Below are 24,215 nucleotides of genomic sequence, written 5' to 3' on the forward strand. Positions count from 1 at the left end.
AAAAAATTCATCAACCAATACCTTCGTTCCGGCACTCCGACAGCCGATTCAGTATCCAATAATATATAATAACCTATTTGACTGTAATTTACACAAAATAAATCGAATGTTTTCAATATTTTGTTCTTTCTCCAACAAAAATACCCATATCAGGATATGGGTACCTGTACTACTCGGCTTTTTCTTCATAATCACAGTTTGTACATTTCACTTTGGCCGTCTTGCCCTTTTTGGTTTCCACAAGATAGTGGTCACATTTCGGACAGTTCCTGCCGATCGGACGATCCCAGGAAATGAAGTCGCATTCCGGATAGCGGTCGCATCCGTAGAATATCCGGTTCTTTTTGGATTTCCTCTCGACGACATCACCTTCACTGCACTTCGGACATTTCACGCCGATGGTTTTGACGATCGCCTTCGTATTGCGGCAGTCCGGGAAGTTCGAGCAGGCCATGAACTTTCCATAGCGCCCCATCTTGTAGACCATCGGGGAGCCGCATTTCTCGCAGTCCTCGCCTGCCGGTTCATCCTTGATTTCAATCTTTTCCATCTCTTCGTCGGCACGCTCCACCTGAGGCTCGAAATCCTTGTAGAAATCATCTATGACCGCAACCCATGATGCTTCGCCTTCGGCGATATCATCCAGGTTCTTCTCCATGGACCGTGTGAATTCCACATCTATGATATCGGGGAAGTATTGTGTCACCGACTGGTTGACGATTTCCCCGAGTTCGGTGGGGATGAAACGTTTCTGGTCGATTTTGACATAATTTCTCTTCTGGATCGTGTCCAATGTTGGTGCATAAGTGGATGGACGGCCAATCCCCTGTTCCTCCAGGGTCTTGACGAGCCTTGCTTCCGTATACCGCGGCGGCGGCTGGGTGAAGTGCTGGTTCGGATCGATCTTGTCGGACTTGACCGTCTCGCCTTCGGCGATTTCCGGCAGACGGTTGTTCAGGTCTTCTTCCCCGTCATCACTGCCTTCAATATAAATCTGCATGAAGCCTTTGAACTTGATCGTCTGGCCATTGCTCCTGAAGATGACGCCGTTATTCGACAGTTCCATACGGACAGTGTCCAGAATGGCCGGAGCCATCATGCTGGCGATGAAGCGATCCCAGATCAGCTTGTACAACCTGTACTGGTCGCGGGAGAGGTACTGCTTCATGTTGGCCGGCGTCCGGTTCGCACTTGTCGGCCGGACTGCCTCGTGGGCATCCTGGCTGCCTTCCGCCTTTTTCGCGGAAGGCTTTGCTCCAACGAAGTTATTGCCGTATTCTCCTTCTATATAGTCGACCGCTTCCTGCTGGGCAACGGGTGAAATTCTGGTGGAATCCGTCCTCATGTAGGTGATCAGACCTACTGTTCCGGCCTTCTTGATGTCTATTCCTTCATAGAGCTGCTGAGCGACCATCATCGTCTTGCGCGCCTTGAAGTTCAGCTTCCTTGCCGCTTCCTGCTGGAGGGAGGAAGTCGTGAACGGTTTCGACGGATAGCGTTTCTTTTCCTTCTTCTCCACCGAGTCCACATTGAACTGGTCGCCTTCAAGCTGCGACAGCACATGATCGACATCCTCTTTTGTCTTCAGCTTGATCTTTTCGTTGGCGAGCCGGTTGAACTTGCCTTCAAAGTTGTTTTTACCGTATTTGAAAAGACCTGTAATCGTCCAGTATTCTTCAGGCTTGAATTCCCTGATTTCATTTTCACGGTCGATGACCATCTTCAGTGCTACAGATTGGACACGTCCTGCCGACAGCCCCTTCTTGACCTTCTTCCACAGCACAGGTGAAATGTTGTAGCCGACGAGCCGGTCGAGTATACGGCGTGCCTGCTGCGCATCCACGAGCTTCTGATTGATCGAGCCCGGATGCTTGAAGCTCTCCTTCACCGCATCTTTCGTAATTTCGTTGAATACCACCCTGTAGTATTCCTTGTCATCTCCTAGTGCATGGCTCAAATGCCATGCGATAGCTTCGCCTTCGCGGTCCGGGTCACTTGCCAAGAATATCTTTTTCGCTTTTTTGGCTTCTTTCTTCAAATCCTTGAGAAGAGGCCCCTTGCCGCGAATGGTGATGTATTTGGGTTCATAATTGTTTTCAGTGTCTATCCCCGTTTGACTGCGAGGCAAATCGCGTACGTGACCCATCGATGCAACGACTTTGTATCGTTTGCCGAGGTATTTTTCTATCGTCTTAGCTTTCGCAGGCGATTCTACAATAACCAGATTATCTGCCACAGGCCGATTGCCTCCTTCGTTTGTGTTTTCAAATCCAAATAATACAGTGAAGTAAAATTGTTTGTCAACTATAATAGATTTTAAATTTTCTTTTATCCATGAAAATGGACTTTAGAAATCTTCCATTATATCCTCTCCCGAGAGCACCATCTTTGCCCCCTCCCGGAGCCTTCCGTTCGTCCCCTTCGACTGGGGCGCATGGATGTTTCCGGGCACGCAGTAGGTGTGCCTGTTCTCATTGAGGGCCATATCCAGTGTGATCAGGCTGCCGCTCTTTGCTTCCGCCTCGGTGACGAGGACACCCATGGACATTCCTGCGATGATCCTGTTGCGGGCGACGAAGCGCCATTTGGCTATCTGCACATCCGGCGGGTACTCGCTGATCACAAGGCCATCGCGCTCCATCCTGTTCCGGGTGTCACGGGTGCTGCGCGGATAATGGATGTCATGCCCGAATGCGAGCACGCCAACCGTGTCGAGGCCATGTGCCATTGCCGTATTGTGCGCAATATCATCCGCACCGTAGGCCAGCCCGGAAACGACCGCCAGCCCATGGAGCTCCGGTATGATGTTCTGAAGCACAATCCGTGTGTAGGCAGTCGCCTTCCTGCTGCCCACTATGCCGAGCCTCCGCTTTTCAAGCAGGCTGATGTCCCCGCGATAGTAGAGGACGAGCGGCGGATCATAGATCTGCTTCAACAGTGCCGGGTATTCTGCATCCTCCATGGTGATATGCCCGATCCCCTTCGATTCGAGCATTGCCGTCACCCTCCCTCTATCCATTCCCTTCGCCCGGAAAACCTTTTCCCGTAGGCCGCCCGCTGCTTCCATCTTCCCGCCGCCGGCCAGCACCTTGTATTCATGCGGTGTCACTCCTGCAAAACTTAACCGTAATAGATCCATCCGATCCCTCCTGTTCCATAATGATAATTATAGAAGAAATCGGCCGGCATACGGTTTACCATTCGATTAAATATAATGGAATAAAATGCAAAAAAACACGGAATCCCGTGTGGGATTCCATGTTTTCCAATCGGTTCCATGAACCATGTGACATTTATTTTACAGTGAGGCACTTCTCGTAGAGACCATCTTCTTTTTTGATGCGGGAAATGAGTGTCTCCCCGATTTCAGATGGTGTGTCTGCAGTTTCAATGCCGCATTCGTTCATCGTCTTGATCTTTTCGTCTGCAGTACCCTTGCCGCCGGAAATGATGGCACCTGCGTGTCCCATGCGTTTTCCTGGAGGCGCAGTTACACCGCCGATGAAGCCGACAACAGGCTTGGTCATATTGTCCCTGACCCATTCTGCCGCTTCTTCTTCAGCCGTACCACCGATTTCACCGATCATGACAACCGCTTCTGTTTCAGGATCTTCATTGAATGCTTTCAGCGCATCGATGAAGTCCGTACCGTTTACAGGGTCGCCGCCGATTCCGACAGCTGTCGTCTGGCCGATGCCTGCTTCAGTCAGCTGATGTACCGCTTCATACGTCAGTGTGCCTGAACGGCTGACTACGCCGACATGGCCTTTTTTATGAATGTAGCCCGGCATGATGCCGATCTTGCATTCATCTGCAGTAATGACACCCGGACAGTTCGGACCGACAAGGCGTGTCTTCTTGCCTTCCAGATAGCGCTTCACCTTGACCATATCAAGTACAGGAATATGCTCGGTGATGCAGATGGCAAGATCCAGTTCTGCATCTGCACATTCCACGATCGCATCTGCAGCAAATGGTGCAGGCACGTAGATGACGGAGACGGATGCTCCGGTTTCCTTCTTCGCTTCTTCGACCGTATTGAATACAGGCACGCCTTCGACTTCCTGGCCGCCTTTGCCTGGTGTCACACCAGCCACGATCTGAGTACCATATTCGAGCATCTGTTTAGTATGGAACAGTGCCGTTGATCCAGTAATACCTTGAACTAGGACTTTAGTATCCTTATCAATAAATACACCCACAGTAGATTCCTCCGTTATTATTTATTTTCGTTGACCGCTTCGATGATCTTCTGGGCACCTTCAGCCATCGTGCTTGCAGGGATGATGTCGAAATCGGATTCCGCCAGGATTTCCTTGCCCCTGTCGACATTCGTACCCTCAAGACGCACAACGAGCGGGATTTCGAGACCGACATTCTTCACGGCTTCCACGACACCTTCAGCAATGACATCACACTTCATGATACCGCCGAAAATGTTGACGAAAATGCCTTCGACACCCTCATCTCCGAGGATGATCTTGAATGCTTCGGTTACCTTTTCGGTCGTCGCGCCGCCCCCTACATCGAGGAAGTTCGCCGGTCTGCCGCCGAAGTGGTTGATCGTATCCATTGTTGCCATCGCGAGTCCTGCACCATTGACCATGCAGCCGATGTTTCCGTCGAGCGCAACATATGAAAGATCGTATTTGGATGCCTGGATTTCCTTAGGATCTTCTTCATCCAGGTCACGGAGTTCCACAATATCCTTGTTTCTGAACAGCGCGTTTGCATCGAAGTTGACCTTCGCATCGAGTGCCAGCACACCGCCCTCGCCTGTAGTGACAAGCGGGTTGATTTCTACAATGGAACAATCCTTTTCTGTGAACACATTATATAGGGAAAGCATGAGTTTGGCTGCTTTGCCTACGGATTCCTTCGGGATGTTGATGTTGAACGCCAGTCTTCTCGCCTGGTACGGCATGAGGCCGACTACAGGGTCGATGACTTCCTTGAAGATCTTCTCAGGCGTTTCTGCAGCAACTTCCTCGATTTCCGTACCGCCTTCTTCAGAACCCATCAATACCACGCGGTCCGTCGCACGGTCGATGACGAAGCCGATGTAGTATTCATTCTGGATGTCGCAGCCTTCTTCGATCAGAAGACGCTTGACTTCCTTGCCTTCCGGGCCGGTCTGATGTGTGACGAGGACTTTGCCGAGAAGCTCCTTGGCGTATTCCCTCACTTCATCAATTGACTTGGCGATCTTGACGCCGCCCGCCTTGCCGCGGCCGCCCGCGTGGATCTGTGCTTTTACGACATATACATCAGAGTCGAGTGTCTTTGCTGCTTCCACTGCTTCCTCAGGTGTATAGGCCACACTTCCGTTGGGCACAGCTACGCCCATGGAGCGAAAGATTTCTTTCCCTTGATACTCATGGATATTCATGTTCATCCTCCTAAGCTTTTTTAAACCTTACCATTCAATTATAGAAAAGGTATTCATCAAAGTAAACTGCATAAACTAAATTCATCGCGTCAGAATCATGTTTTTCACCGGTTCGAACGTCTGCCGGTGGATTTCACAAGGACCGAGGGCTTCGAGTGCTTTGAGGTGGTCCTTTGTACCATACCCCTTATGGGCGGCAAAATCATAGCCCGGGTACTTTTTATCATATGCCTCCATGCGCATGTCCCGCTCCGTCTTGGCGATGATGCTCGCCGCCGCGATCGAGACGGAGTGCGCGTCCCCCTTGATGATTGAAGTTTCGGGGATGCCGGCATCAATCGTCATCGCATCCACAAGGAGGTGTTCGGGCTCTTCGCCGAGAGCTGCCACCGCACGTACCATGGCAAGCCTGCTCGCCTGATATATATTGATCGTGTCTATCTCCTCGACACTTGCGATGCCGATGCCGTAGTCCGCCTCCTGCATGATGATTTCACGGAATGCCTGCCGCTTCTTGAGCGAAAGCTTTTTGGAGTCATCGAGCCCCGGCAACATGAATCCTTCCGGAAGGATGACTGCAGCAGCAACCACTTCACCTGCAATCGGGCCGCGTCCGGCCTCATCCACACCGGCGATGACCTGTGCGGTCTGCCGCACTTCGTTTTCGTACCGGCTCATCGCAACATACTTCTCCCTGAGTGCCGCCTCCTTCTCAAGACGGCGCCTGTGCCTCTCGAACAGTTTCACGACCCCTTTGCGGCCGTCTGCGGCATGCGGGGAGGCAGAAAGGGCATCGATGTCGGTAAAGGTGGAGAGCTCCGCTTCTATTTCCCGCACCGTCTTCATGATTCTTCAGCCGTATCGAAGGTGTACCTGCCGATCTTGCCGTTGCGGATATCATATATCAGCCGGTTGGTCACCGCTTCATAGTTGATTTCGTTGCCTCCGGCCTTGAGGCCCCGGGACCTGCCGATGGCATCGAACACCTCCACGATGCCGTCCTCCGGTGACACGTCTATATTATAGAACCGGTTGAAGCGCTCCAGGTCATGCTCCATGAGGAACTCCATGCCGTAGATGGCGACTTCATCCAGTGGAACGACAGTATCCTTGATGGCTCCGGTCAGCGCCAGCTTCCTGCCCGTCGTCTCATCCTCGAACTTCGGCCATAGTATTCCGGGCGTATCGAGCAGTTCCATGCGCTCGCCGGCCTTGATCCACTGCTGCTGCTTCGTCACACCGGGCGTGTTCCCCGTCTTGGCCCCCTTCTTCCTGGCGATGTTGTTGATCACCGTCGATTTGCCGACATTCGGTATGCCGATGATCATGGCGCGGATGGCACGCCTGCCGATGCCCTTCTTCTCCATCCGTTCAAAGATCTCCGCCGTAGCCTTCACTGCGAGCGGTTCGATCTTTTTGATGATCTGATTGTGCCTGCCGTCGAGTGCCACGGGATACTTGCCTTCACTCTTGAACTTTGACACCCATGCTTCCGTCGCTTTCGGATCGGCCATGTCGACCTTGTTCAGCACGACGACCCGCGGTTTGTGCCGGGTGATTTCATCCATCATCGGGTTGTGGCTCGAATGTGGTATGCGTGCATCGAGTATCTCTATGACCACGTCCACCTTCTTCAGATTCTCCTCGACTTCCCTTCTTGCTTTTGCCATATGTCCTGGAAACCAGTTGATGCTCATAGTACAGCGCTCCTATTCATTTATAAGTCTTGCCTGTTTGGGTTCATTATTTTATTACCTTATTATATAATACAATCAATCTTTAATAAAATGTCAGGGGGGTGGGAAAATGATTTCGATTATCATTCCTGTACTCAACGAGTCGGAGAACATCGCAGGACTGGCCACTGAAATCGATTCGGTCATGATTGTTCTTGACCGGGAGTATGAAGTGATATTCATCGATGACGGATCGACGGATGGGACACTCGATGAACTGAAGCAAATCGCCGGAAGCACCGTCAGATACCTGTCGTTCTCGCGGAATTTCGGGAAGGAGGCCGCCATCATCGCCGGCCTCGAAAATGCGCATGGCGATGCCGTGATCATCATGGACGGGGACATGCAGCACCCGCCATCCATGATTTCAGAGATGATAGAACAGTTCGAGGCCGGCTTCGACCAGGTGGTCGCAAAGAGGAACCGTGCGGGGGAACCCCTTTCACGCCGCCTCCCTTCCACCCTCTTCTACCGGCTGATGAACTTCACGAGCACGGTCCGGCTTGTTGATGGGGAGGGCGACTTCAGGCTGATTTCGAGGAAGGTGGTCGACGCCATACTGCTCCTCAGCGAGAACAACCGGTTTTCAAAAGGGATATTCGAATGGGTGGGCTTCAACAAGACGGTGATCGAATTCGATCACATCGACCGCGGTTCCGGGCGGTCGACATTCAATCCCCTGAAGCTTCTGGACTATGCCATAGACGGCATCAGTGCATTCAACCACCGCCCGCTCAGGATCTGCTTCTATCTCGGGCTGGGCGTACTCGTGCCATCGATCGCCTATATACTGTACATGTTCGTGAACATCCTCATCAATGGTGTCGAGGTTCCGGGATATTTCACCATCATCGCAAGCCTGCTGCTCCTCGGCAGCATCCAGCTGTTCTCGCTCGGGATGATCGGCGAATACGTCGGGCGCATCTATGTGGAGACCAAGAACCGGCCGAAGTACATCGTCAGGGAATCATCCGAATCCGAAACGGAGCAGGGAGGCCAGCATGAAACAAAGCAGTACAACAAGTGAATTCATGCGGTTCGTGGCCGTAGGCCTGTTGAACACGGCAAACTACTACGCAGCCTATACACTGCTGTTCCTGCTCGGGCTCCCCTACATCGCCGCACATGTGTCGGGATTCATCATCGCATTCGTCATCTCCTATTTCCTGAACTGCTATGTGGTCTACCGCGTGCGGCCGACGCTCTCCAAATTCCTGAAATTCCCCCTGACCCAGGTCGTCAATATGGGGTTGCAGACGCTGCTGCTGTATATTCTTGTGGACCGGCTGGACTGGAATGAACTGATCGCACCGCTGCCTGTACTTGTCATCACCGTACCGATCACGTACGGCATCACCAGGTGGGTGCTGAAGGATAAGGAGGGATGACATGATCGACAAACTGAAATCCGGAATATATGCGGCCCGCTACCTCATGCTCATCATCTTCCTGTCGGTCCTCTCCCACTTCTATGTATTGTGGCGCTTCATCATGCCGGATGAGCGCCGGGAAAAGGTATTCATGACCGGGGCCAACGACGGGCTGGAGCAGATGCTGCCGATGCAGCTCTACCTGTACAAACAGTTCAGGGAGGGGACATGGTTCTATGATATGGACTTTGGGCTCGGCGGCGACTTCTATACGGATCTCGCCTACTACTATTCGACGAACATCATCTACTATATCAATATCCTGTTCGTCAGGGCCGGGGAGCTTCTTGTGGGTCTGGACCCATCCACCATCGGGTTCTGGGCACAGAATGCATTCTTCATCTCGATCCTGAAATCCTTCCTCATCATCTACTTTACATACCGTTTCCTTTGCAGCATCGGAGTCAGGCCGATTCCGGCGATACTGGGTGGATTCATCTTCGCCGCTTCACCGACCTATTTCCGGTTTACGGTGTTCTGGTCGTTCTTCAGCGATGTATTCATCTGGCTTCCGCTTACACTGTGGGCAATGGAACTGCTGATGCGGAAAGGGAAGCCCGGCCTCTTCATATTCGCCGTCGCGGCGACGCTGATCAACAACTTCTATTTCGCCTACTACCAGCTGATCATCGCACTCGTCTATCTCGGAATCCGCCTCCTCTTCAACCGCAGGGGCGACCTTCCCCGAATGGAGATACTGAAACTCGCCATCCCTTCGGCGGTGCTCGGGGCCGGCATTTCAGCCGCCGCCTTCTTCCATGCTGTACGTGGATTCCTGAACAATGATGACAGGGAATACGAAGTCGAGGTGCCGCTGTTTGAGGAGTTCGGCTGGCAGGACAACATATTCTATGAAAACTATCTCGTGATCATCCTGTTCCTCGCCATCCAGGCACTCTTCACAAGAAAGTTGTATGGGCGCTATTTCTACAGGCTGTTCGCTGTGCTAACCATCGTCTTCATGCTGTTCACATTATCGCCCTACATCGATACGTTCTTCAACGGCTTCCAGCAGCCGCAGAAGCGCTGGCACTATATGCTCGTCTTCTTCCATGCCGTACTCATCGCCCAGTACCTGTCGCATTTCCGCGAAATCGGCGTCAGGCAGTACCTGTTGAGTCTGATACCGGTGTATGCCATCATGGCGGCCTCGATTCATTTCAAGGAAGAAATGGTCGTCTGGGTCCCCCTGATACCGGTCATTCACGTGGCGGGACTTGTGCTGCTGCTCGCAAAATCGAAACAGCGTCAGACCGCTTTCATATATGCAGCACTAATCGTCATATTCACGATGATGGTCAGCGCCTCCCATACGAACACGCAGATCTATCATGACGGCATCACCGACCGCAACCACCTGTTCTACATCAGCAGCAACCACTACGAGAGCGACCGCCAGGCCTACAACATCAATGAGATCCAGTCGCTCAAGGCACCTGAACAGAAGATCGACTATAAAGTCAGGGAGCAGGACAATACACCCATGTACATGGGCTTCAGCGGGACGAGCATCTATTCGAGCATCATCGACGGCAACATCATAGACTTCTACTATAATCAGCTGAAGGTGAACATCCGGTACGAGTCGATCAGCAGGTATTCGACCTTCCAGTCGAGGAGCAACTTGTTCTCCCTCTTCAACGTCGACTATATGATGCGGCGGGACGAGACATACGGCATCCCTTCGAAATTCAGCCCGATACTGTCTGACGGCACCTATACGGTATATGAAAATGAAGCGCCGCTCCCCTTCATCAGGTATGCTTCCGAAATATACCATCCGGACGACCTCGTGCATCCCCTGCATCGTGAACGGGCGATGCTCCAGGGGATAGTGACCGGGTCGGCAGCCCCGACTGCATCCCTTGACCCGCCCAAAAACCGGCTGGATGAAGTGGACGTCGAAACGCAGAATGCCGAGTACACGGACGGCATCCTCGAAGTCGGGGAGGACGGCGGCGGATTGAACTTCAATTTCGATGCCATCACCGGCAAGCCTGAAGATGCTGATGCATACATCGAAATGCACGTCGAGCTGATTGAACCCGAAAAGCGCTTCACCATCAATGTGGACGGCTATCCGAATGAACGGCTGTTCGCTTCGAGCAAATACCGGACATATGCAGATGACCTGCTGTACCGCGTCGCGCTGCAGGATGATGTACCCATCACCCTCCCCGAAGGCCGATATGCAGTCGATGTACAGGGCGTCTACATCGAGGACTACAGCGTGCTGGAGCAGGAAAGCATGCGTCAGGGGCCGGAATATACGTTTGAAGAACGGCCAAATGCGTATGTGGTCGAACTTGCCGAACCGAGGGACGGCATCGCCTCTGTGCCGATCTTATATCGTGACGGCATGAAAGTCTCGGGGGATGCCTCGGGGGAACTCGAGTCATTCCGGGCGAACTATCTGATGACCGGCTTTGAGGCCGGGGAGGAGGATCGCATCATCACATTCTCCTACACCCCGCCATACTACTGGCTGACTCTCGCCATCAGCCTGCTTTCAATCCTGGCAAGCCTATTCTATCTGGATATCTTCGGAGCAAGGAGGCGGCTTGAAAAAAGTGAAAACAGACAGAAAAACGCCTGACAGTCAGACTGTCAGGCGTTCTTGTGGTTCTATCGGATTTCTCTGATACGTGCAGCTTTACCGCGCAGGTTACGCAGGTAGTAGAGTTTCGCACGACGTACACGACCACGGCGTGTCACTTCGATCTTCTCGATTTTCGGGGAGTGTACAGGGAATGTACGCTCAACACCTACACCGTAAGAGATCTTACGTACTGTAAACGTTTCGGAAATGCCGCCTCCGCGACGCTTGATTACTACACCTTCGAAGACCTGGATACGCTCGCGTGAGCCTTCGACGATACGTACGTGTACACGTACTGTATCCCCGGCCTTGAATTCCGGCAGATCAGTTTTAAGCTGTTCTTTTGTCAGCTCGTTGATTAGTTGTTGTGACATATTATCTTCTCCTTCTTCCAATTATCTTGCCCATCATAGCAGCGGATGATTGTGTATATGTGTCCTTGACACTCGTATAATATTACCATAATACTTCCATGCTTTCAACGGTAAAATGAAAGCTTATGCATCGTCCCCCAAAAGGTCGGGCCGCCTTTCGCGGGTGCGCTTCAGGCTTTCCTCACGGCGCCACTCTTCAATCAGCTTATGGTTGCCGTTCAGCAGCACTTCAGGCACTTCCATGCCACGGTACTCGCGGGGTCTCGTATAATGCGGGTGTTCCAGCAGGCCCGTGCTGAAGGAGTCCTCCTGATGGCTTTCTTCCCGGCTGAGCACACCAGGGATGAGCCTCACGATCGCATCGGTCATCGTCATGCTTGCCAGCTCGCCGCCGGTAAGCACATAGTCCCCGATCGATACTTCATCCGTCACAAGCGTCCGGATGCGTTCATCATAACCCTCATAGTGGCCGCAGATGAATACGATGTCATCTTCCCGGCTCAGCTCCTCGGCCATCTTCTGGTCGAACCGGCGGCCCTGCGGACACATCAGGATGACGCGTGGCTTTTCGAGGTCCATCGCCTCCATGGCGTTGAAGACCGGCTCAGGTTTAAGCACCATTCCGGCCCCCCCGCCATAAGGATAGTCATCCACCTTATTGTGCTTATTTCCGGAATAGTCCCGGAAATTCACGGTATGGTAGTCGACGATGCCCTTCTCCTTCGCACGGCCGAGGATGGAGGTCGCAAGTACACCTTCATACATCTCTGGGAAAAGCGTCAAATAATGGATGTTCATTCAAGCAGCCCCTCCATCGGATGGATGATGATGTGCCCCTGCTCAAGATCGACATCCTTCACGACATCCTCTATATAGGGGATCATGTACTGCTTTTCACCTTTGACCACCCAGACATCATTGGCACCCGTCTCGAATATATCTTCGACTGTGCCGATCACCTCAAGGCTGTCCTCAAGCTTCACCTCAAGACCGATGATCTCCCGGTAATGGTACTCCCCTTCTTCCAGGGGAATCTCCACTGCGTCGACCTCCTGGATGACTTCGGCACCTTTCAGATGCTCCACTTCATTGATGCTGCCGATACCCTTGAACTTCAGCATGTGGAAATTCTTATGGGTGCGGTAGCCTTCTATCATATATTCAGTCCCGTCCACCTCCACAGTGCTTCCGGGTGAAAACCTTGATTCCGCGAAATCGGAATCGCTCAAAACTTTGACTTCCCCACGGACACCGTGGAAATTGACGAGACGGCCGATACTGATCTTCATTATATGCCTCCTTACGATAATGGAATGATACAAAAAAGGCACACCGCCCGGTGTGCCTAATCGATATCAACAAACACTTTCTTTGAACTGCCGTGGTTCGCATTCGACATGATTGTGCGCACCGCCTTGATCATGCGGCCACGCTTGCCGATCACACGGCCGACATCGTCCTCATGGACCCTGATCTTGTAGGAGACGTTGTACTTTGTCTCCTCCACTTCGATCTCAAGCGCCTCGGGATGTTCAAGCATCGGTTCAAGAATTGTTTGAAGCAGTTGTTTCATCCGGGATTATTTCCCGTGCTTTGCATTATGATAACGTTCCATAACACCTTTTTGGCTGAGGATGTTGCGCACTGTGTCACTTGGTTTTGCACCATTCTGCAACCACTCAAGTGCTTTTTCCTCATCCAGTGTTACGTTGTCATCAGTTTTGGATACCGGGTTGTATGAACCGATCTGTTCGATGATGCGGCCGTCCCTCGGGCTGCGGGAATCCGCAACGACGATACGGTAGTAAGGTTTCTTATTTGAACCCATGCGTGTCAATCTGAGTTTAACTGCCATGTTATATTTGCTCCTTCCAATTTCTCAATTTCACTTTTACTACTATAACAGAAAGGAAAAACCCTGTAAAGACCTTTTCCTTTACAGAGTTTTCATTTTAGAACGGAAGACCCATATTTCCGAATGGATTCTTCTTCTTGCCCTTCTGGCTGGTCATCTGCTTCATCATCTTCTTCATCTCGTTGAACTGCTTGAGCAGACGGTTGACTTCCTGCAGACTCCGTCCCGATCCTCTCGCAATCCTCTTCTTGCGGCTTGCATTGATGACGGATGGATTTTCGCGTTCCTGCATCGTCATGGAGCGGATGATCGCCTGGACATGATCGATTTCCTTGCCGCTCATCTGCATCTTGTCGAGCCCCTTGATCTTGTTGGCGCCCGGCATCATCTTCAGCAGCTCATCGAGCGGGCCGAGATCCTTGACCTGGTCCATCTGGGCCAGGAAGTCATCCAATGTGAAGCTCTGGTCCTTGATCTTCTTCTCAAGTTCCTTCTGGTCGGTCTCGTCCACATTCGCCTGGGCCTTCTCTATGATGGAGAGGACATCGCCCATACCGAGTATGCGCTGCGCCATGCGGTCCGGGTGGAAGGCCTCAAGACCATCCATCTTCTCCGACATGCCGACGAATTTGATCGGCTTCTCGGTGACGGAGCGGATGGACAGTGCTGCACCACCGCGCGTGTCGCCATCGAGCTTCGTCAGTGTGACCCCTGTAATGTCGAGCAGATCATTGAATGATTCTGCAACATTGACGGCGTCCTGCCCGGTCATCGCATCGACGACGAGCATGATTTCATCCGGATCTGCTATCCCCTTGATATCCTTCAGTTCATTCATGAGATTCTCATCGATGTGGAGGCGGCCGGCCGTATCGATGATGACCGTATCCAGGTGCTCCGACTTGGCATGTTCCATCGCCTCGGTGACGATCTGTTGCGGCTTGACCTGATCCCCGAGTGAGAACACCGGTACATCGATCTGTTTCCCGACTGTTTCGAGCTGGTCGATTGCTGCCGGACGATATATATCGCCGGCCACGAGCATCGGCTTCTTGTTGAAATTCTTACGCAGATGCAGGGCGAGTTTCCCTGCTGTCGTCGTTTTACCTGCACCCTGCAGGCCGACCATCATGATGACGGTCGGCGGCTTGTTCGCCAGGTTGATCTTCTGGTTCTCGCCGCCCATCAGTTCGGTCAGCTCTTCCTTGACGATCTTGATGACCTGCTGGCCCGGCGTCAGCGACTGCATGACATCCGTTCCCAGTGCCCGTTCCTTCACCTGGTTGACGAACTGCTTGACGACCTTGAAGTTGACGTCTGCCTCGAGCAGTGCGAGACGGACCTCGCGCATCATCACCTTCACATCGGATTCCGTGACCTTACCCTTGCTCTTTATGCGGTCCATTGTCGCTTGGAGGCGTTCTCCCAAACCTTCAAAAGCCATAATCTTCTCCTCCTAATCGAGCGCTTCAAGCTCATCTAAAATTATTGCGATTTCTTCATCTTCGTTTTGGCCGAGCTTCTCCCTCAGACGTTTCATCAGGGATTGCCGCGACACGAAATTCCTGTACATTCCCAAATTCTCCTCATAATGCTCGAGAAGATCCTTCGACCGCTTTAAATTATCATAAACCGCCTGTCTTGTCACTTCAAGTTCTTCGGCAATCTCGCTGAAGGCAAAATCCTCCAGATAGTAGAGTTCTATATACTTGCGCTGCTTGTCCGTCAGAAGCGTATGATAGAAGTCATAGAGATAGTTCATGCGCATCGTGCGCTCAAGACCCTCAATCACTCCTGTCATCCTCCCCATTCGTATCCGCTTCCTCCTCGGCCTCGGAGACCATATCGGCAAAGAGGCCGTATACATAGTTCTCGGCACTGAACTCCTGCAGGTCGTCCAGCTGTTCGCCGAGACCGACGAACTTCACCGGAATGCCCAGTTCATTCTTTATCGCGAGTACGATGCCGCCCTTGGCCGTACCGTCGAGCTTGGTCAGGACGATGCCTGAAACGTCCGTGACCTCCTTGAATGCCTTTGCCTGGCTGAGCGCATTCTGCCCGGTCGTCGCATCCAATACGAGCAGGGATTCATGCGGCGCACTTGGAACGACCTTCTGGATGACCTTCTTGATCTTCGACAGTTCATTCATCAGGTTGCCCTTGTTCTGGAGGCGGCCGGCAGTATCGCAGATCAGCACATCCGCGTTGCGCTTCTTCGCCGCATTGACGGCATCGAACATCACTGCTGCCGGGTCGCTTCCCTCCGCCTGGCGGATGACGTCGACACCGACGCGGTCGCCCCATATCTGCAGCTGGTTGATCGCCCCTGCACGGAATGTATCTCCGGCAGCCAGCATGACACTCTTGCCTTCCTGCCTGTACTTGTGGGCAAGCTTGCCGATGCTCGTCGTCTTGCCGACGCCGTTGACGCCGACGACGAGTATGACGGTGAGTTCATCTTCCTGCATGTTCACCGTTTCAGGCAGGTCATCATTGCGCTCATAGATTTCGACCATCTTTTCGACGATCGTCTCCCTGAGGTCGGCCGTTTCCGTAATGTTCTTGACACGGGCCTCCTGACGGAGCTCGTCGGTGAGTTCCATGACCGTATTGAAGCCGACGTCCGCTGAGATCAGCACTTCCTCCAAAGCTTCGAAGAAATCTTCATCGACTGTACGGTAGCGCGCCATCAGTTCATTGATTTCGTTCTGGAACTTCTCCCGGCTCTTTTCGAGGCCGGCCTTGAATTTATAGCCGATCTGTTCCTGTTCCCACTCCTCGAACTCCTCTATACTGATCAGGCCGTCATCGAGGGCCTCACTCTGGGACTCGAGGGATTCCTGTTCTTCAGTCTGCGGCTGGTCGGTTTTCGGCTGGAATTTATCTTTCAGTCGTTTTAAAAAGCTCACACTGTCTCTTCCTCTCTGATATTATCTTCATATTCCTTGAGATCCACGCTGATCAGCTGGCTTACGCCGCGTTCCTGCATGGTCACGCCAAACAGCCGGTCGCTCTCCTCCATCGTGCCCTTGCGGTGGGTGATGACGATGAATTGTGTGTCCGTCGCCAGCTGCCTCAAATATCGGGCATAACGGATGACATTCGCTTCATCAAGTGCGGCCTCCACTTCATCCAGTATGATGAATGGGCTCGCGCGTACCTTGAGCAGGCTGAAGAGCAGGCTGATCGCGGTCAGGGCCCGCTCGCCTCCGGAAAGGAGGGAGAGGGTGGAGAGCTTCTTGCCGGGCGGCTGTGCATAGATTTCGACGCCTGCCCCAAGATAGTCGCCGGGTTCGGTCAGCCTGAGTTCCGCCTGTCCACCGCCGAACATCGTCTTGAACACTTCACCGAATTGCGCGTTGATCTGTTCGAATGATGACTGGAAACGGATGACCACGGCCTCGTCCATCTCCTCGATGACTTCGAGCAGCGTGCCCCTAGCCTCGAGCAGATCGCTCTCCTGGGCCTTCAGGAACTGGTAGCGTTCGTTGACGCGGTCGAATTCTTCTATGGACCCGAGGTTTACCGGGCCGAGCTCTTCGATGCTCTTCCGGTTCAGGGATATCTTCATACGCTTCTGGTCGATGTTTGAAAAGTCCTGATATTCCTCTTTGGCCCTGTCATATGTCGTTTTATACGTTTCCGACAGATAGCCGATCTTCTGCTCGATCTGTACATCCAGCTTTTCCTTCCTGCCGGTGTGCTGGCGCAGTCCTTCCTGCAGTGCATCCAGCTGCTCGAGTTGGGCAGCCTTCGTCTCCTGCAGCATATTATACTCCTTTTTCATCTCATGCTGAAGTGTCGCCGCCTCCTCAGTTGCTTCATGGAGGTGTGTGACGCGGGCTGATAGTTCATCCTTTTCCAGCTCCAGTGCATCCACATCGATGCTGTCGAGATCCTGCGCAATCAGCTGCTGCTGACTCGTGATGTCCGCCACCATGTCCTCGGCCTCCTGAAGTTCGGCCGACAGGCGTTCCATCTCGTCTTCAGCATGGGAAAGGCGCTCCCTGACCGTTGCATATTCCCTTTCCATGGCACGGCTTTCATCCGTCAGCTGGTCGAGGGTCTCCTTCTTGTCCTTCTCGGAGGCGCTCATTCTGCGTATGCGTGCATCGAGGGATTCGAGTGTCTCCTCCGCCTTTCTGATGCGTGCTGCATAATCCGCTTCGCCTGTAGAAACATCCTGGCTTTCGAGCTCCGTCTCCAGCAGTGAGATGTTCTCCTGCCTCGCCTCAAGCTGATAGTCGAGGCGTCTCCGTTCATCCTCTGCCGCGTCAAGCTGCTGTGACAATTCCCTGCCGGCGGATTCGAGCTTTTCGGATTCCGCCATCTGGTCTGAGAGCTGTTCGCCGAGCACCTTGACGGAGTTTTCAATTTCAGCTGTCCGTTTCCGGTAGCTTTCAAGCTTCTGCTTCGTTTCAGCGTGTTCGCGCTGGCTTTCGATGATGGAGCTTTTGGCGTTCTTGGAGCCCCCGGACATGGCGCCGCCGGGCATGATCGTCTCACCATCCAGTGTGACGATGCGCAGCTTATGGCGGATTTCCCTGGCCAGCACCGCCGCTTCATCGATCGTCGCCGTGACAAGCGTGGTGCCGAGCAGATGGGAGACGATGTTGTCTATATCCGCTTCATATCCGACGACTTCCGACATCACTTCCGCCTCGATCGTCGAACGGCTGATGATTTCCCGGATATCGGAATGGATATTCCTCGGCCGGATGACATCAGCAGGCAGGAAGGTCGCGAATCCCGCCTTGGCATCCTTCAGGCGTCCTATGGCCCGCTTGGCGCTGTCTTCATCCTGCATGACGATGTTCTGCGACTGTGCGCCCAGCGCCGTATCCAGCGCCTTGACATACCGGTTTTCTGCAGACAGCAGTTCACCGACGGCGCCGATGATGCCATCCGCCTCCCTGCGGTTCTTCAGGATGAAGCGGGCGCCCGGGTAGTAGCCGCGGTATTCATTCTGCATCGCAGTCAGCATCTCGAGCTTCGAGGACTGCTGTTCTATATACCGCCTCGCAGTATCCAGGTTCTTCTTCTCCTTGTCGTACTGCGCTTCGAGCCCTTCCATGCGTGCCCTGGCTTCCTTGTATGCCGCCCGCGCCGAAGAGAGCTCCCCTTCGATCTTGGCGTGCTTCTCCTGGAGCTGCTTCGAGGCCTCCGCCTCCTCTGTCTGGACCTTCTTCAGCGATTGGAGGCGGTCGGATTTCTGACGGACACTCTCATCGAGCCGTTCCTTCTCGCTCTCGGCACGGCGATGTTCGTTCTCGAGCGTCGTCTTCTCGACCATCAGGTCGTAATACTCGTCCTTCAGCTGCTCGATCTCTTCACTCTGGTCCTCGACCAGTTCACTGCGTTCCTTCTCGGTCTCCTTCAGAGCCTGTCCGAGGCGTTCTGCCGTGCGTTTCAGCTCGGAGCGGTGTGCTTCCGCTTCCGCCTGTCTGGTGCGCACTCCATCGCGGCGCTGCTCTGCAGACGCCAAACGCTGTGAGAGGTCCGCGTTCGCCTGGCCCCTGTTGTTCTTGCGTTCATTATACAGGGCGATGCGGCCGTTGGTCTGCTCCAGCTTTTTGGACACTTCCACAAGCTCCCGGTTCAATTCCCGGTTCCTGCGGTCGTGGGCATCCCTCTTTTCCGCCACATCGTTCATGCGGGATTCCGTCTCCGCAAGCTTCCGGCGGTCATTTTCAATATGCGCCTCCGTTTCCAGCAGCGCCTTCTCCTCGGCTTCAAGCAGACGCATCAATGCATTCAGGTCGTAGACCGTCACTTCGATGTCGCTCTGCCGCATCTCCTCTTTCAAGGCAAGGTATTCCTTGGCGTTGGCGCTTTCCTTCTCGAGCCTGCCGACCCTGGATTCGAGTTCATGGATGATGTCGTGGACGCGGCTGAGGTTTGCCGCCGTGTCTTCGAGACGCTTCTCCGATTCCTTCTTGCGCAGCTTGTACTTCATTACTCCTGCTGCCTCTTCGATGAGCCCGCGCCGCTGCTCGGGCTTCGCCTTCAGCACTTCATCCACTTCCCCCTGGGAAATGATGTTGTAGGCGTTCCGGCCGAGGCCGGAATCGAGGAAGAGTTCATTGATCTCCTTGAGCCGGCTCTTCTCATCATTGATGTAGTATTCACTATCGCCGCTGCGGTAGAGCTTCCGTGTGATATGCACTTCATCCGCTTCAATCTGGAGTGTCTTCGCACGGTTGTCGAGCACCAGTTTGACGAACGCAAAGTTCATCGGCTTCCTGTCGGATGTGCCGTTGAATATGACATCCTCCATCTTGACCCCGCGGATGGAGCGCGCGGACTGTTCGCCGAGCACCCAGCGTATCGCATCGGTGATGTTGCTTTTCCCGCTGCCGTTCGGCCCCACCACGGCGGTGACGCCGGCGTCGAATTTAATGTTCACCTTGTCCGCAAATGATTTGAAACCATGTGCTTCTATTGCCTTCAAATATACCATCAGCGCTTCTCCCTATTCTCCATTTCACTCAATGCATCCTCTGCCGCCTTCTGTTCCGATTCCTTCTTGGAGCGGCCGGTGCCCCTGCCGATCATTTCGCCATCTGCAAAGACACCCGTGACGAATGTCTTGTCATGGCTCGGTCCCGTGGCTTCGAGCAGCTGATATTCCACGCTCTTCCGCTCGGTCTTGTGCATCTTCTCCTGAAGTCCCGTCTTGTAGTCGATGACCGCATTATAGTCACTGTCCCGCACTTCCGGGAACACATGACGTTCAAGGAACTCCCGTGCTGCGTCCGTGCCCTGATCGAGGTAGAGTGCCCCGAGGAAGGCCTCAAATGTGTCGGAGACGATCGACGGCCGTTCCCTGCCGCCCGTCTTCTCTTCGCCCCTGCCAAGCAGGATCAGCGGCTGCATTTCAAGTTTGGACGCGAATACTACAAGTGAGGGTTCACATACTATATTTGCCCTGAGCTTGGTCAAGTCGCCTTCCGGCAGGCTCTGGAAGCGGTTGTATATATAATCTGAAACCATCAATTCTAGTACAGCATCCCCGAGGAACTCCAGCCGTTCGTTGTTGTATATCTTGTCCATCTGAAGATCGTTTATATACGAACTGTGCATGAAGGCCTGGACATACAGCCCCTCGTCATTGATTGCTATCCCTGTCCTTTGGGCAAACGACTGGAACGCCCCGCGGAATTTCTCGAGCCCGCGCTGTGCATGCCTGTCTTTTCTGATCCGTTGTTCGATTTCTTTGAATGTCATCATTTCCGCCTCCCATTCCATTTATTTTATATGATTCCGGGCATGAATAAAAGTTTTGACACAAAAATAAAATCCACTCCGAAAAGTGGATTTTATCATTACTTCGCTTCCAGTTTGTCGATGTAGTCCAGAGCGTCGCCGACAGTGTTGATCTTCTCGGCTTCCTCATCCGGAATCTCCATTTCGAACTCATCTTCAAGTTCCATGACAAGCTCAGCGATATCTAAGGAGTCAGCACCAAGGTCATCCTTGAAAGATGCTTCTCTCGTCACTTTTTCTTCATCGATTCCAAGTTTGTCCACGATGATGTCTTTTACTTTGTCAAAGTTATTTGCCATTATTCTTCACCTCCCTCCAATGGTACCATAGGGTCTACCCCATGTACATACCACCATTTACATGAATCGTCTGGCCGGTGATGTAGCGTGCTGACCCCGATGCAAGGAATGCCACCGTCTCTGCAATATCATCGGTATTGCCGAAATGGTTCAGTGGAATCTGTGCAAGCATCTGGGATTTCACATCGTCGGACAGCACATCCGTCATGTCACTTTCAATGAATCCCGGAGCCACTGCATTCACTGTGATCCCTTTCGGTGCAAGTTCCCTGGCTACGGATTTCGTCATGCCGTCGATCCCCGCCTTGGAGGCGACATAGTTCGTCTGGCCCGCATTGCCGAGGGAACCGACGATGCTTGAGATGTTGATGATCCTGCCGCCCTTCTGGCGGATCATCGGACGGGCGACGTTCTGGATGACATTGAACGTCCCCTTGAGGTTGACGTCGACCACCTGATCCCATTCCGCCTCCTTCATGCGCATCAGCAGGTTGTCCTTCGTGACACCCGCATTGTTGACGACGAGGTCGATGGAACCGTGCGTGTCCGTGATCTGCTTGACCATCGCCTTCACTTCATCGAAGTTCTGGACCTGGCACTGCACTGCTTCTGCGCTGCCGCCCGCCTCCTCGATCTCAGAAACGACCGCTTCGGCCCTCTCCTTCGAGCCGGAGTAGTTCACGATGACCGTATATCCTTCTTTGCCGAGTTTCAGTGCGATACTTCTGCCGATGCCGCGTGAGGCACCTGTGACCAATGCGATGCTACCCATTTGTAAACTCCTTTACCTGCTCCATCGTATCTATATTGGAAGTCTTGATGGAGCGGTCTATTTTTCTCACCAGACCGTTCAATACTTTCTTCGGGCCGACTTCGACCGCCTCTTCGACGCCTGCTGCAGCAGCCGCTTCGATGCATTCGACGAAGCGGACCGGGCTTGTCAGCTGATCGATCAGCTGGGCTTTGATCGTTTCCGGATCCGTCTCCGCCTTCGCGGAAACATTCTGGATGACCGGAATGACCGGTGCATTGAACGGAATGTCTTCGATGAACTTCCTGAATTCGACTTTCGCAGGTTCCATCAGATGGGAATGGAAGGCACCGGAAACGTTCAGCGGCATGACCCGCCTTGCCCCCTGGGCCTTCGCCTCAGCGGCGAATTCATCAACCAGTGTACGGTCGCCGGAAACGACGATCTGATCCGGTGCATTGATGTTCGCAGGCTGTATCTTCCGCTCTGCATCTGACATGGATTCGCACAGTTCCGACAGTGCACCATATTCCATGCCGATGACGGCAGCCATGCCTCCGCCGGTGCTCTCTGACATCAGTTCCCCGCGTTTAGCAACGATGCTGACGCCGTCCTTGACGCTGATGACGCCCGCATGTACGAGTGCCGGAAGCTCGCCGAGGCTGTGCCCGAGGACGATGTCGCCCTTCAGTCCGGTGGCGGCAAGTACCGCCAGGCTGTGGGCGAACAGCGCCGGTTGTGTATATTCCGTCTGGTTCAGCCGTTCATCCTCTTCGAACATGATCGACTTGAGGTCGAAGTCCACATTCATGAATACTTCATCGAGGAGCGTGCGGCCTTCCGGTGAGTTTTCATATATATCTTTTGCCATACCGGCATATTGGGCACCCTGCCCGGGAAATAGGATCAGTTTCTTCATGCTTCCCCCACTCTTTCTTTAATCTTTGTGATTGCATCGGATTCTGCCATGCGCTTTGCCTGTTTCAGTGCGGACACGATCGCCACACTGTCGCTCGACCCATGGGCCTTGAGTACATGACCGTTGAGGCCGAGCAGTGGCGCCCCGCCGTAATGGCGGTAATCCAGAAGATCCCTGATGGACTGTACATCCTTCTTCAGGACCAGTGCCGCCAGCTTGTTCTTTGCATTCTTCAGGAAGGCGTTCTTCACTTCGCCCATCAGTGACATCGCCGTCCCCTCGATCGTCTTGAGGATGACATTGCCGGTGAATCCGTCCGTCACCGCAATGTCGATCTTGCCGGACAGTATTTCCCGCGTCTCGAAGTTGCCGGTGAAGTTCAATCCGCTGTCCTCCAGCAGCTTGTATGTCTCCTTCGTCAATTCGCTTCCCTTGTTCGCTTCACTGCCGTTGTTGACCAGGCCGATGGTCGGATTGCTCCGTCCTTCGTTCTCCCTCATGTAGAGGTCTGCCATGACTGCGAATTGGTAGAGGTGCTGCGGCTTGTTCTCGGCATTCGCCCCCATATCAAGCAGCATCATACCCTTTTTCCCGGTGGTCGGCAGCAGGGTCGCGATCGCCGGCCGTTCGACGCCTTTGATGCGCCCGACGACGAACAGGCCTGCACTCATCAGTGCACCGGTGTTCCCAGCGGATACGCAGGCGTCCGCCTCACCGTCCTTCACTGCCCGGCACGCCCGGACGAGCGAACTGTCCTTCTTCCTTCTGACGGAACGGACGGGGTCATCCTCCGATTCGATCTTTTCAGTGACTTCTATGAACTCCACCCGTGGATGGTCGCCGGAATATGCGCCCTTCAGACCAAATAATAGTACTTCAAGGTCTTCGTCCGCTTCGACTGCCTGAAGTACACCCTTTTCGATTTCTTCCGGTGCATTGTCCCCGCCCATCAGATCGACTGCAATTTTAACCATTCTCTTCACCTTCACCTGTATAATACATTTCAAAACGCCCCTTGAATACGAGGCGCTGTTCTATTTTCGATTCGACCGTAATGACGGCAATCCTGCCGTCCATCTCTTCGACGACCGCCTTCGAAATCACCTTGTCCCCGAGCCTGGCCGGCCTGATGAACTCTATCTGCGCCGACTTCGTCAGTGCAAGCGGTTCATCGATGACAGCCACACACAGGGAATTCGCCTGGGCGAACAGGTAGTGTCCGCGGGCGATCCTGTTCTTCTGGAATACGTGGCCCTCTTCAACGATGAAGAGGGAAAGTGCATGGTGGTTGAGCTCCAGGTCGATGATTTCACCAATCACTTCCTGCAGGGAGAGGCTCCTGATCTTATCCGTCTCCTCTCGCGCCACATGTTTGATGCGCTCCCTCAGTTCAGGGATGTTCAGCTCCAGGCGGTCCAGCCGGATCGTCTGTATGCTGACATCAAACATTTCGGCCAATCGTTCATCTGTCAGGAAAGGATCTGTCGACACTTTCTCGAGCAGAAGTTCCTGGCGTTCACTTTTTTTATATTTCGCCATATGTCATCCTCATTTAGTAGTTGGTACTAACATCAGTATATATAACTGCATTGGTGAT

24 protein-coding genes are annotated in these 24,215 nt (G+C 53.2%); 3 read left to right on the forward strand and 21 right to left on the reverse strand.

The genetic code is table 11. From position 1 onward, the window contains the following. Positions 1-169: 169 nt before the first annotated feature. The 6 genes from topA to ylqF form a co-directional block, all read right to left on the reverse strand. Positions 170-2,236 carry a type I DNA topoisomerase gene (gene topA, locus EDC33_RS03470; RefSeq protein WP_124010180.1) on the reverse strand — a complete coding sequence of 689 codons (2,067 nt, stop codon included), beginning with the start codon at positions 2,234-2,236 and terminating at the stop codon, positions 170-172. A gap of 111 nt (positions 2,237-2,347) precedes the next feature. Continuing rightward, positions 2,348-3,139 (reverse strand): DNA-processing protein DprA, encoded by a 792-nt coding sequence (gene dprA, locus EDC33_RS03475; RefSeq protein ID WP_124010181.1) that lies wholly within the window; start codon positions 3,137-3,139, stop codon positions 2,348-2,350. 154 nt (positions 3,140-3,293) lie between these two features. After that, on the reverse strand, positions 3,294-4,202 hold the full coding sequence (sucD, locus tag EDC33_RS03480) for a succinate--CoA ligase subunit alpha (RefSeq protein ID WP_094905798.1): 909 nt from the start codon (positions 4,200-4,202) through the stop codon (positions 3,294-3,296). A gap of 17 nt (positions 4,203-4,219) precedes the next feature. After that, positions 4,220-5,389 (reverse strand): ADP-forming succinate--CoA ligase subunit beta, encoded by a 1,170-nt coding sequence (gene sucC, locus EDC33_RS03485; RefSeq protein WP_094905799.1) that lies wholly within the window; start codon positions 5,387-5,389, stop codon positions 4,220-4,222. Positions 5,390-5,470: 81 nt separating this feature from the next. Then, positions 5,471-6,235 (reverse strand): ribonuclease HII, encoded by a 765-nt coding sequence (locus tag EDC33_RS03490; protein ID WP_124010182.1) that lies wholly within the window; start codon positions 6,233-6,235, stop codon positions 5,471-5,473. Then, positions 6,232-7,086 (reverse strand): ribosome biogenesis GTPase YlqF, encoded by an 855-nt coding sequence (gene ylqF / locus EDC33_RS03495; protein ID WP_094905801.1) that lies wholly within the window; start codon positions 7,084-7,086, stop codon positions 6,232-6,234. The genes EDC33_RS03490 and ylqF overlap by 4 nt, the downstream gene beginning before the upstream one ends. Positions 7,087-7,195: 109 nt before the next feature. Here ylqF and EDC33_RS03500 point away from each other — a divergent pair, with 109 nt between their 5' ends. From EDC33_RS03500 to EDC33_RS03510, 3 genes are read left to right on the forward strand one after another with little or no spacing between them, the layout of a single operon-like run. Continuing rightward, on the forward strand, positions 7,196-8,152 hold the full coding sequence (locus tag EDC33_RS03500; RefSeq protein ID WP_124010183.1) for a glycosyltransferase family 2 protein: 957 nt from the start codon (positions 7,196-7,198) through the stop codon (positions 8,150-8,152). Beyond that, the gene (locus tag EDC33_RS03505) at positions 8,127-8,513 is read left to right on the forward strand and encodes a GtrA family protein (protein WP_094905803.1); all 387 of its coding nucleotides are present in this window, start codon (positions 8,127-8,129) and stop codon (positions 8,511-8,513) included. Before EDC33_RS03500 ends, EDC33_RS03505 begins: the two co-directional genes overlap by 26 nt. A 1-nt stretch (position 8,514) precedes the next feature. Further along, complete coding sequence (locus tag EDC33_RS03510; RefSeq protein WP_124010184.1) at positions 8,515-11,151, forward strand: YfhO family protein; 2,637 nt, start codon at positions 8,515-8,517, stop codon at positions 11,149-11,151. Positions 11,152-11,180: 29 nt separating this feature from the next. Here the strand turns inward: EDC33_RS03510 and rplS are convergent, their stop codons facing one another. The 15 genes from rplS to fapR all read right to left on the reverse strand — a co-directional run bounded on the left by rplS (position 11,181) and on the right by fapR (position 24,157). Then, complete coding sequence (rplS, locus tag EDC33_RS03515; protein WP_094905805.1) at positions 11,181-11,528, reverse strand: 50S ribosomal protein L19; 348 nt, start codon at positions 11,526-11,528, stop codon at positions 11,181-11,183. Between the two features lie 123 nt (positions 11,529-11,651). Beyond that, positions 11,652-12,326 carry a tRNA (guanosine(37)-N1)-methyltransferase TrmD gene (gene trmD / locus EDC33_RS03520; RefSeq protein WP_124010185.1) on the reverse strand — a complete coding sequence of 225 codons (675 nt, stop codon included), beginning with the start codon at positions 12,324-12,326 and terminating at the stop codon, positions 11,652-11,654. Beyond that, positions 12,323-12,817 (reverse strand): ribosome maturation factor RimM, encoded by a 495-nt coding sequence (gene rimM, locus EDC33_RS03525; RefSeq protein WP_124010186.1) that lies wholly within the window; start codon positions 12,815-12,817, stop codon positions 12,323-12,325. Before rimM ends, trmD begins: the two co-directional genes overlap by 4 nt. Before the next feature lie 56 nt (positions 12,818-12,873). Further along, positions 12,874-13,101: a KH domain-containing protein gene (locus EDC33_RS03530; protein ID WP_040105653.1), complete on the reverse strand. Its 228-nt coding sequence runs from the start codon at positions 13,099-13,101 to the stop codon at positions 12,874-12,876. 6 nt (positions 13,102-13,107) lie between these two features. Beyond that, positions 13,108-13,383: a 30S ribosomal protein S16 gene (gene rpsP, locus EDC33_RS03535; protein WP_040105654.1), complete on the reverse strand. Its 276-nt coding sequence runs from the start codon at positions 13,381-13,383 to the stop codon at positions 13,108-13,110. A 97-nt stretch (positions 13,384-13,480) separates the two neighbouring features. After that, positions 13,481-14,827 (reverse strand): signal recognition particle protein, encoded by a 1,347-nt coding sequence (ffh, locus tag EDC33_RS03540; protein WP_040105655.1) that lies wholly within the window; start codon positions 14,825-14,827, stop codon positions 13,481-13,483. 12 nt (positions 14,828-14,839) lie between these two features. Then, positions 14,840-15,151, reverse strand: coding sequence for a putative DNA-binding protein (locus EDC33_RS03545; RefSeq protein ID WP_235364165.1), 312 nt, complete (start codon positions 15,149-15,151; stop codon positions 14,840-14,842). A 16-nt stretch (positions 15,152-15,167) separates the two neighbouring features. Next, the gene (gene ftsY, locus EDC33_RS03550) at positions 15,168-16,292 is read right to left on the reverse strand and encodes a signal recognition particle-docking protein FtsY (protein ID WP_124010187.1); all 1,125 of its coding nucleotides are present in this window, start codon (positions 16,290-16,292) and stop codon (positions 15,168-15,170) included. Continuing rightward, a complete protein-coding gene (smc, locus tag EDC33_RS03555; protein ID WP_124010188.1) occupies positions 16,289-19,843 on the reverse strand; it encodes a chromosome segregation protein SMC in 3,555 nt (1,184 codons plus the stop codon). The genes ftsY and smc overlap by 4 nt, the downstream gene beginning before the upstream one ends. Then, on the reverse strand, positions 19,843-20,610 hold the full coding sequence (rnc, locus tag EDC33_RS03560) for a ribonuclease III (RefSeq protein ID WP_094905810.1): 768 nt from the start codon (positions 20,608-20,610) through the stop codon (positions 19,843-19,845). Before rnc ends, smc begins: the two co-directional genes overlap by 1 nt. Positions 20,611-20,708: 98 nt before the next feature. Then, on the reverse strand, positions 20,709-20,948 hold the full coding sequence (locus tag EDC33_RS03565; RefSeq protein ID WP_040105658.1) for an acyl carrier protein: 240 nt from the start codon (positions 20,946-20,948) through the stop codon (positions 20,709-20,711). Positions 20,949-20,982: 34 nt separating this feature from the next. Then, the gene (gene fabG, locus EDC33_RS03570; protein WP_124010189.1) at positions 20,983-21,720 is read right to left on the reverse strand and encodes a 3-oxoacyl-[acyl-carrier-protein] reductase; all 738 of its coding nucleotides are present in this window, start codon (positions 21,718-21,720) and stop codon (positions 20,983-20,985) included. Beyond that, positions 21,713-22,618 (reverse strand): ACP S-malonyltransferase, encoded by a 906-nt coding sequence (gene fabD, locus EDC33_RS03575; protein ID WP_124010190.1) that lies wholly within the window; start codon positions 22,616-22,618, stop codon positions 21,713-21,715. Before fabD ends, fabG begins: the two co-directional genes overlap by 8 nt. Further along, the gene (gene plsX, locus EDC33_RS03580; protein WP_124010191.1) at positions 22,615-23,592 is read right to left on the reverse strand and encodes a phosphate acyltransferase PlsX; all 978 of its coding nucleotides are present in this window, start codon (positions 23,590-23,592) and stop codon (positions 22,615-22,617) included. The genes fabD and plsX overlap by 4 nt, the downstream gene beginning before the upstream one ends. Then, entirely contained in the window at positions 23,585-24,157 is a 573-nt protein-coding gene (gene fapR / locus EDC33_RS03585; protein WP_040105662.1) for a transcription factor FapR, read from the reverse strand. The genes plsX and fapR overlap by 8 nt, the downstream gene beginning before the upstream one ends. Positions 24,158-24,215 lie beyond the last annotated feature (58 nt).

The organism is Salinicoccus roseus (assembly GCF_003814515.1).
Lineage (GTDB): Bacteria > Bacillota > Bacilli > Staphylococcales > Salinicoccaceae > Salinicoccus > Salinicoccus roseus.

Excerpts from the sequence above, each read along its gene's own strand:
- dprA (WP_124010181.1), bottom strand. The coding sequence starts at position 3,139 with ATGGATCTATTACGGTTAAGTTTTGCAGGAGTGACACCGCATGAATAC.
- sucC (WP_094905799.1), bottom strand. The coding sequence starts at position 5,389 with ATGAATATCCATGAGTATCAAGGGAAAGAAATCTTTCGCTCCATGGGC.
- EDC33_RS03490 (WP_124010182.1), bottom strand. The coding sequence starts at position 6,235 with ATGAAGACGGTGCGGGAAATAGAAGCGGAGCTCTCCACCTTTACCGAC.
- ylqF (WP_094905801.1), bottom strand. The coding sequence starts at position 7,086 with ATGAGCATCAACTGGTTTCCAGGACATATGGCAAAAGCAAGAAGGGAA.
- EDC33_RS03500 (WP_124010183.1), top strand. The coding sequence starts at position 7,196 with ATGATTTCGATTATCATTCCTGTACTCAACGAGTCGGAGAACATCGCA.
- EDC33_RS03505 (WP_094905803.1), top strand. The coding sequence starts at position 8,127 with ATGAAACAAAGCAGTACAACAAGTGAATTCATGCGGTTCGTGGCCGTA.
- EDC33_RS03510 (WP_124010184.1), top strand. The coding sequence starts at position 8,515 with ATGATCGACAAACTGAAATCCGGAATATATGCGGCCCGCTACCTCATG.
- rplS (WP_094905805.1), bottom strand. The coding sequence starts at position 11,528 with ATGTCACAACAACTAATCAACGAGCTGACAAAAGAACAGCTTAAAACT.
- trmD (WP_124010185.1), bottom strand. The coding sequence starts at position 12,326 with ATGAACATCCATTATTTGACGCTTTTCCCAGAGATGTATGAAGGTGTA.
- rimM (WP_124010186.1), bottom strand. The coding sequence starts at position 12,817 with ATGAAGATCAGTATCGGCCGTCTCGTCAATTTCCACGGTGTCCGTGGG.
- EDC33_RS03530 (WP_040105653.1), bottom strand. The coding sequence starts at position 13,101 with ATGAAACAACTGCTTCAAACAATTCTTGAACCGATGCTTGAACATCCC.
- rpsP (WP_040105654.1), bottom strand. The coding sequence starts at position 13,383 with ATGGCAGTTAAACTCAGATTGACACGCATGGGTTCAAATAAGAAACCT.
- ffh (WP_040105655.1), bottom strand. The coding sequence starts at position 14,827 with ATGGCTTTTGAAGGTTTGGGAGAACGCCTCCAAGCGACAATGGACCGC.
- EDC33_RS03545 (WP_235364165.1), bottom strand. The coding sequence starts at position 15,151 with ATGCGCATGAACTATCTCTATGACTTCTATCATACGCTTCTGACGGAC.
- smc (WP_124010188.1), bottom strand. The coding sequence starts at position 19,843 with ATGGTATATTTGAAGGCAATAGAAGCACATGGTTTCAAATCATTTGCG.
- rnc (WP_094905810.1), bottom strand. The coding sequence starts at position 20,610 with ATGACATTCAAAGAAATCGAACAACGGATCAGAAAAGACAGGCATGCA.
- EDC33_RS03565 (WP_040105658.1), bottom strand. The coding sequence starts at position 20,948 with ATGGCAAATAACTTTGACAAAGTAAAAGACATCATCGTGGACAAACTT.
- fabG (WP_124010189.1), bottom strand. The coding sequence starts at position 21,720 with ATGGGTAGCATCGCATTGGTCACAGGTGCCTCACGCGGCATCGGCAGA.
- fabD (WP_124010190.1), bottom strand. The coding sequence starts at position 22,618 with ATGAAGAAACTGATCCTATTTCCCGGGCAGGGTGCCCAATATGCCGGT.
- plsX (WP_124010191.1), bottom strand. The coding sequence starts at position 23,592 with ATGGTTAAAATTGCAGTCGATCTGATGGGCGGGGACAATGCACCGGAA.
- fapR (WP_040105662.1), bottom strand. The coding sequence starts at position 24,157 with ATGGCGAAATATAAAAAAAGTGAACGCCAGGAACTTCTGCTCGAGAAA.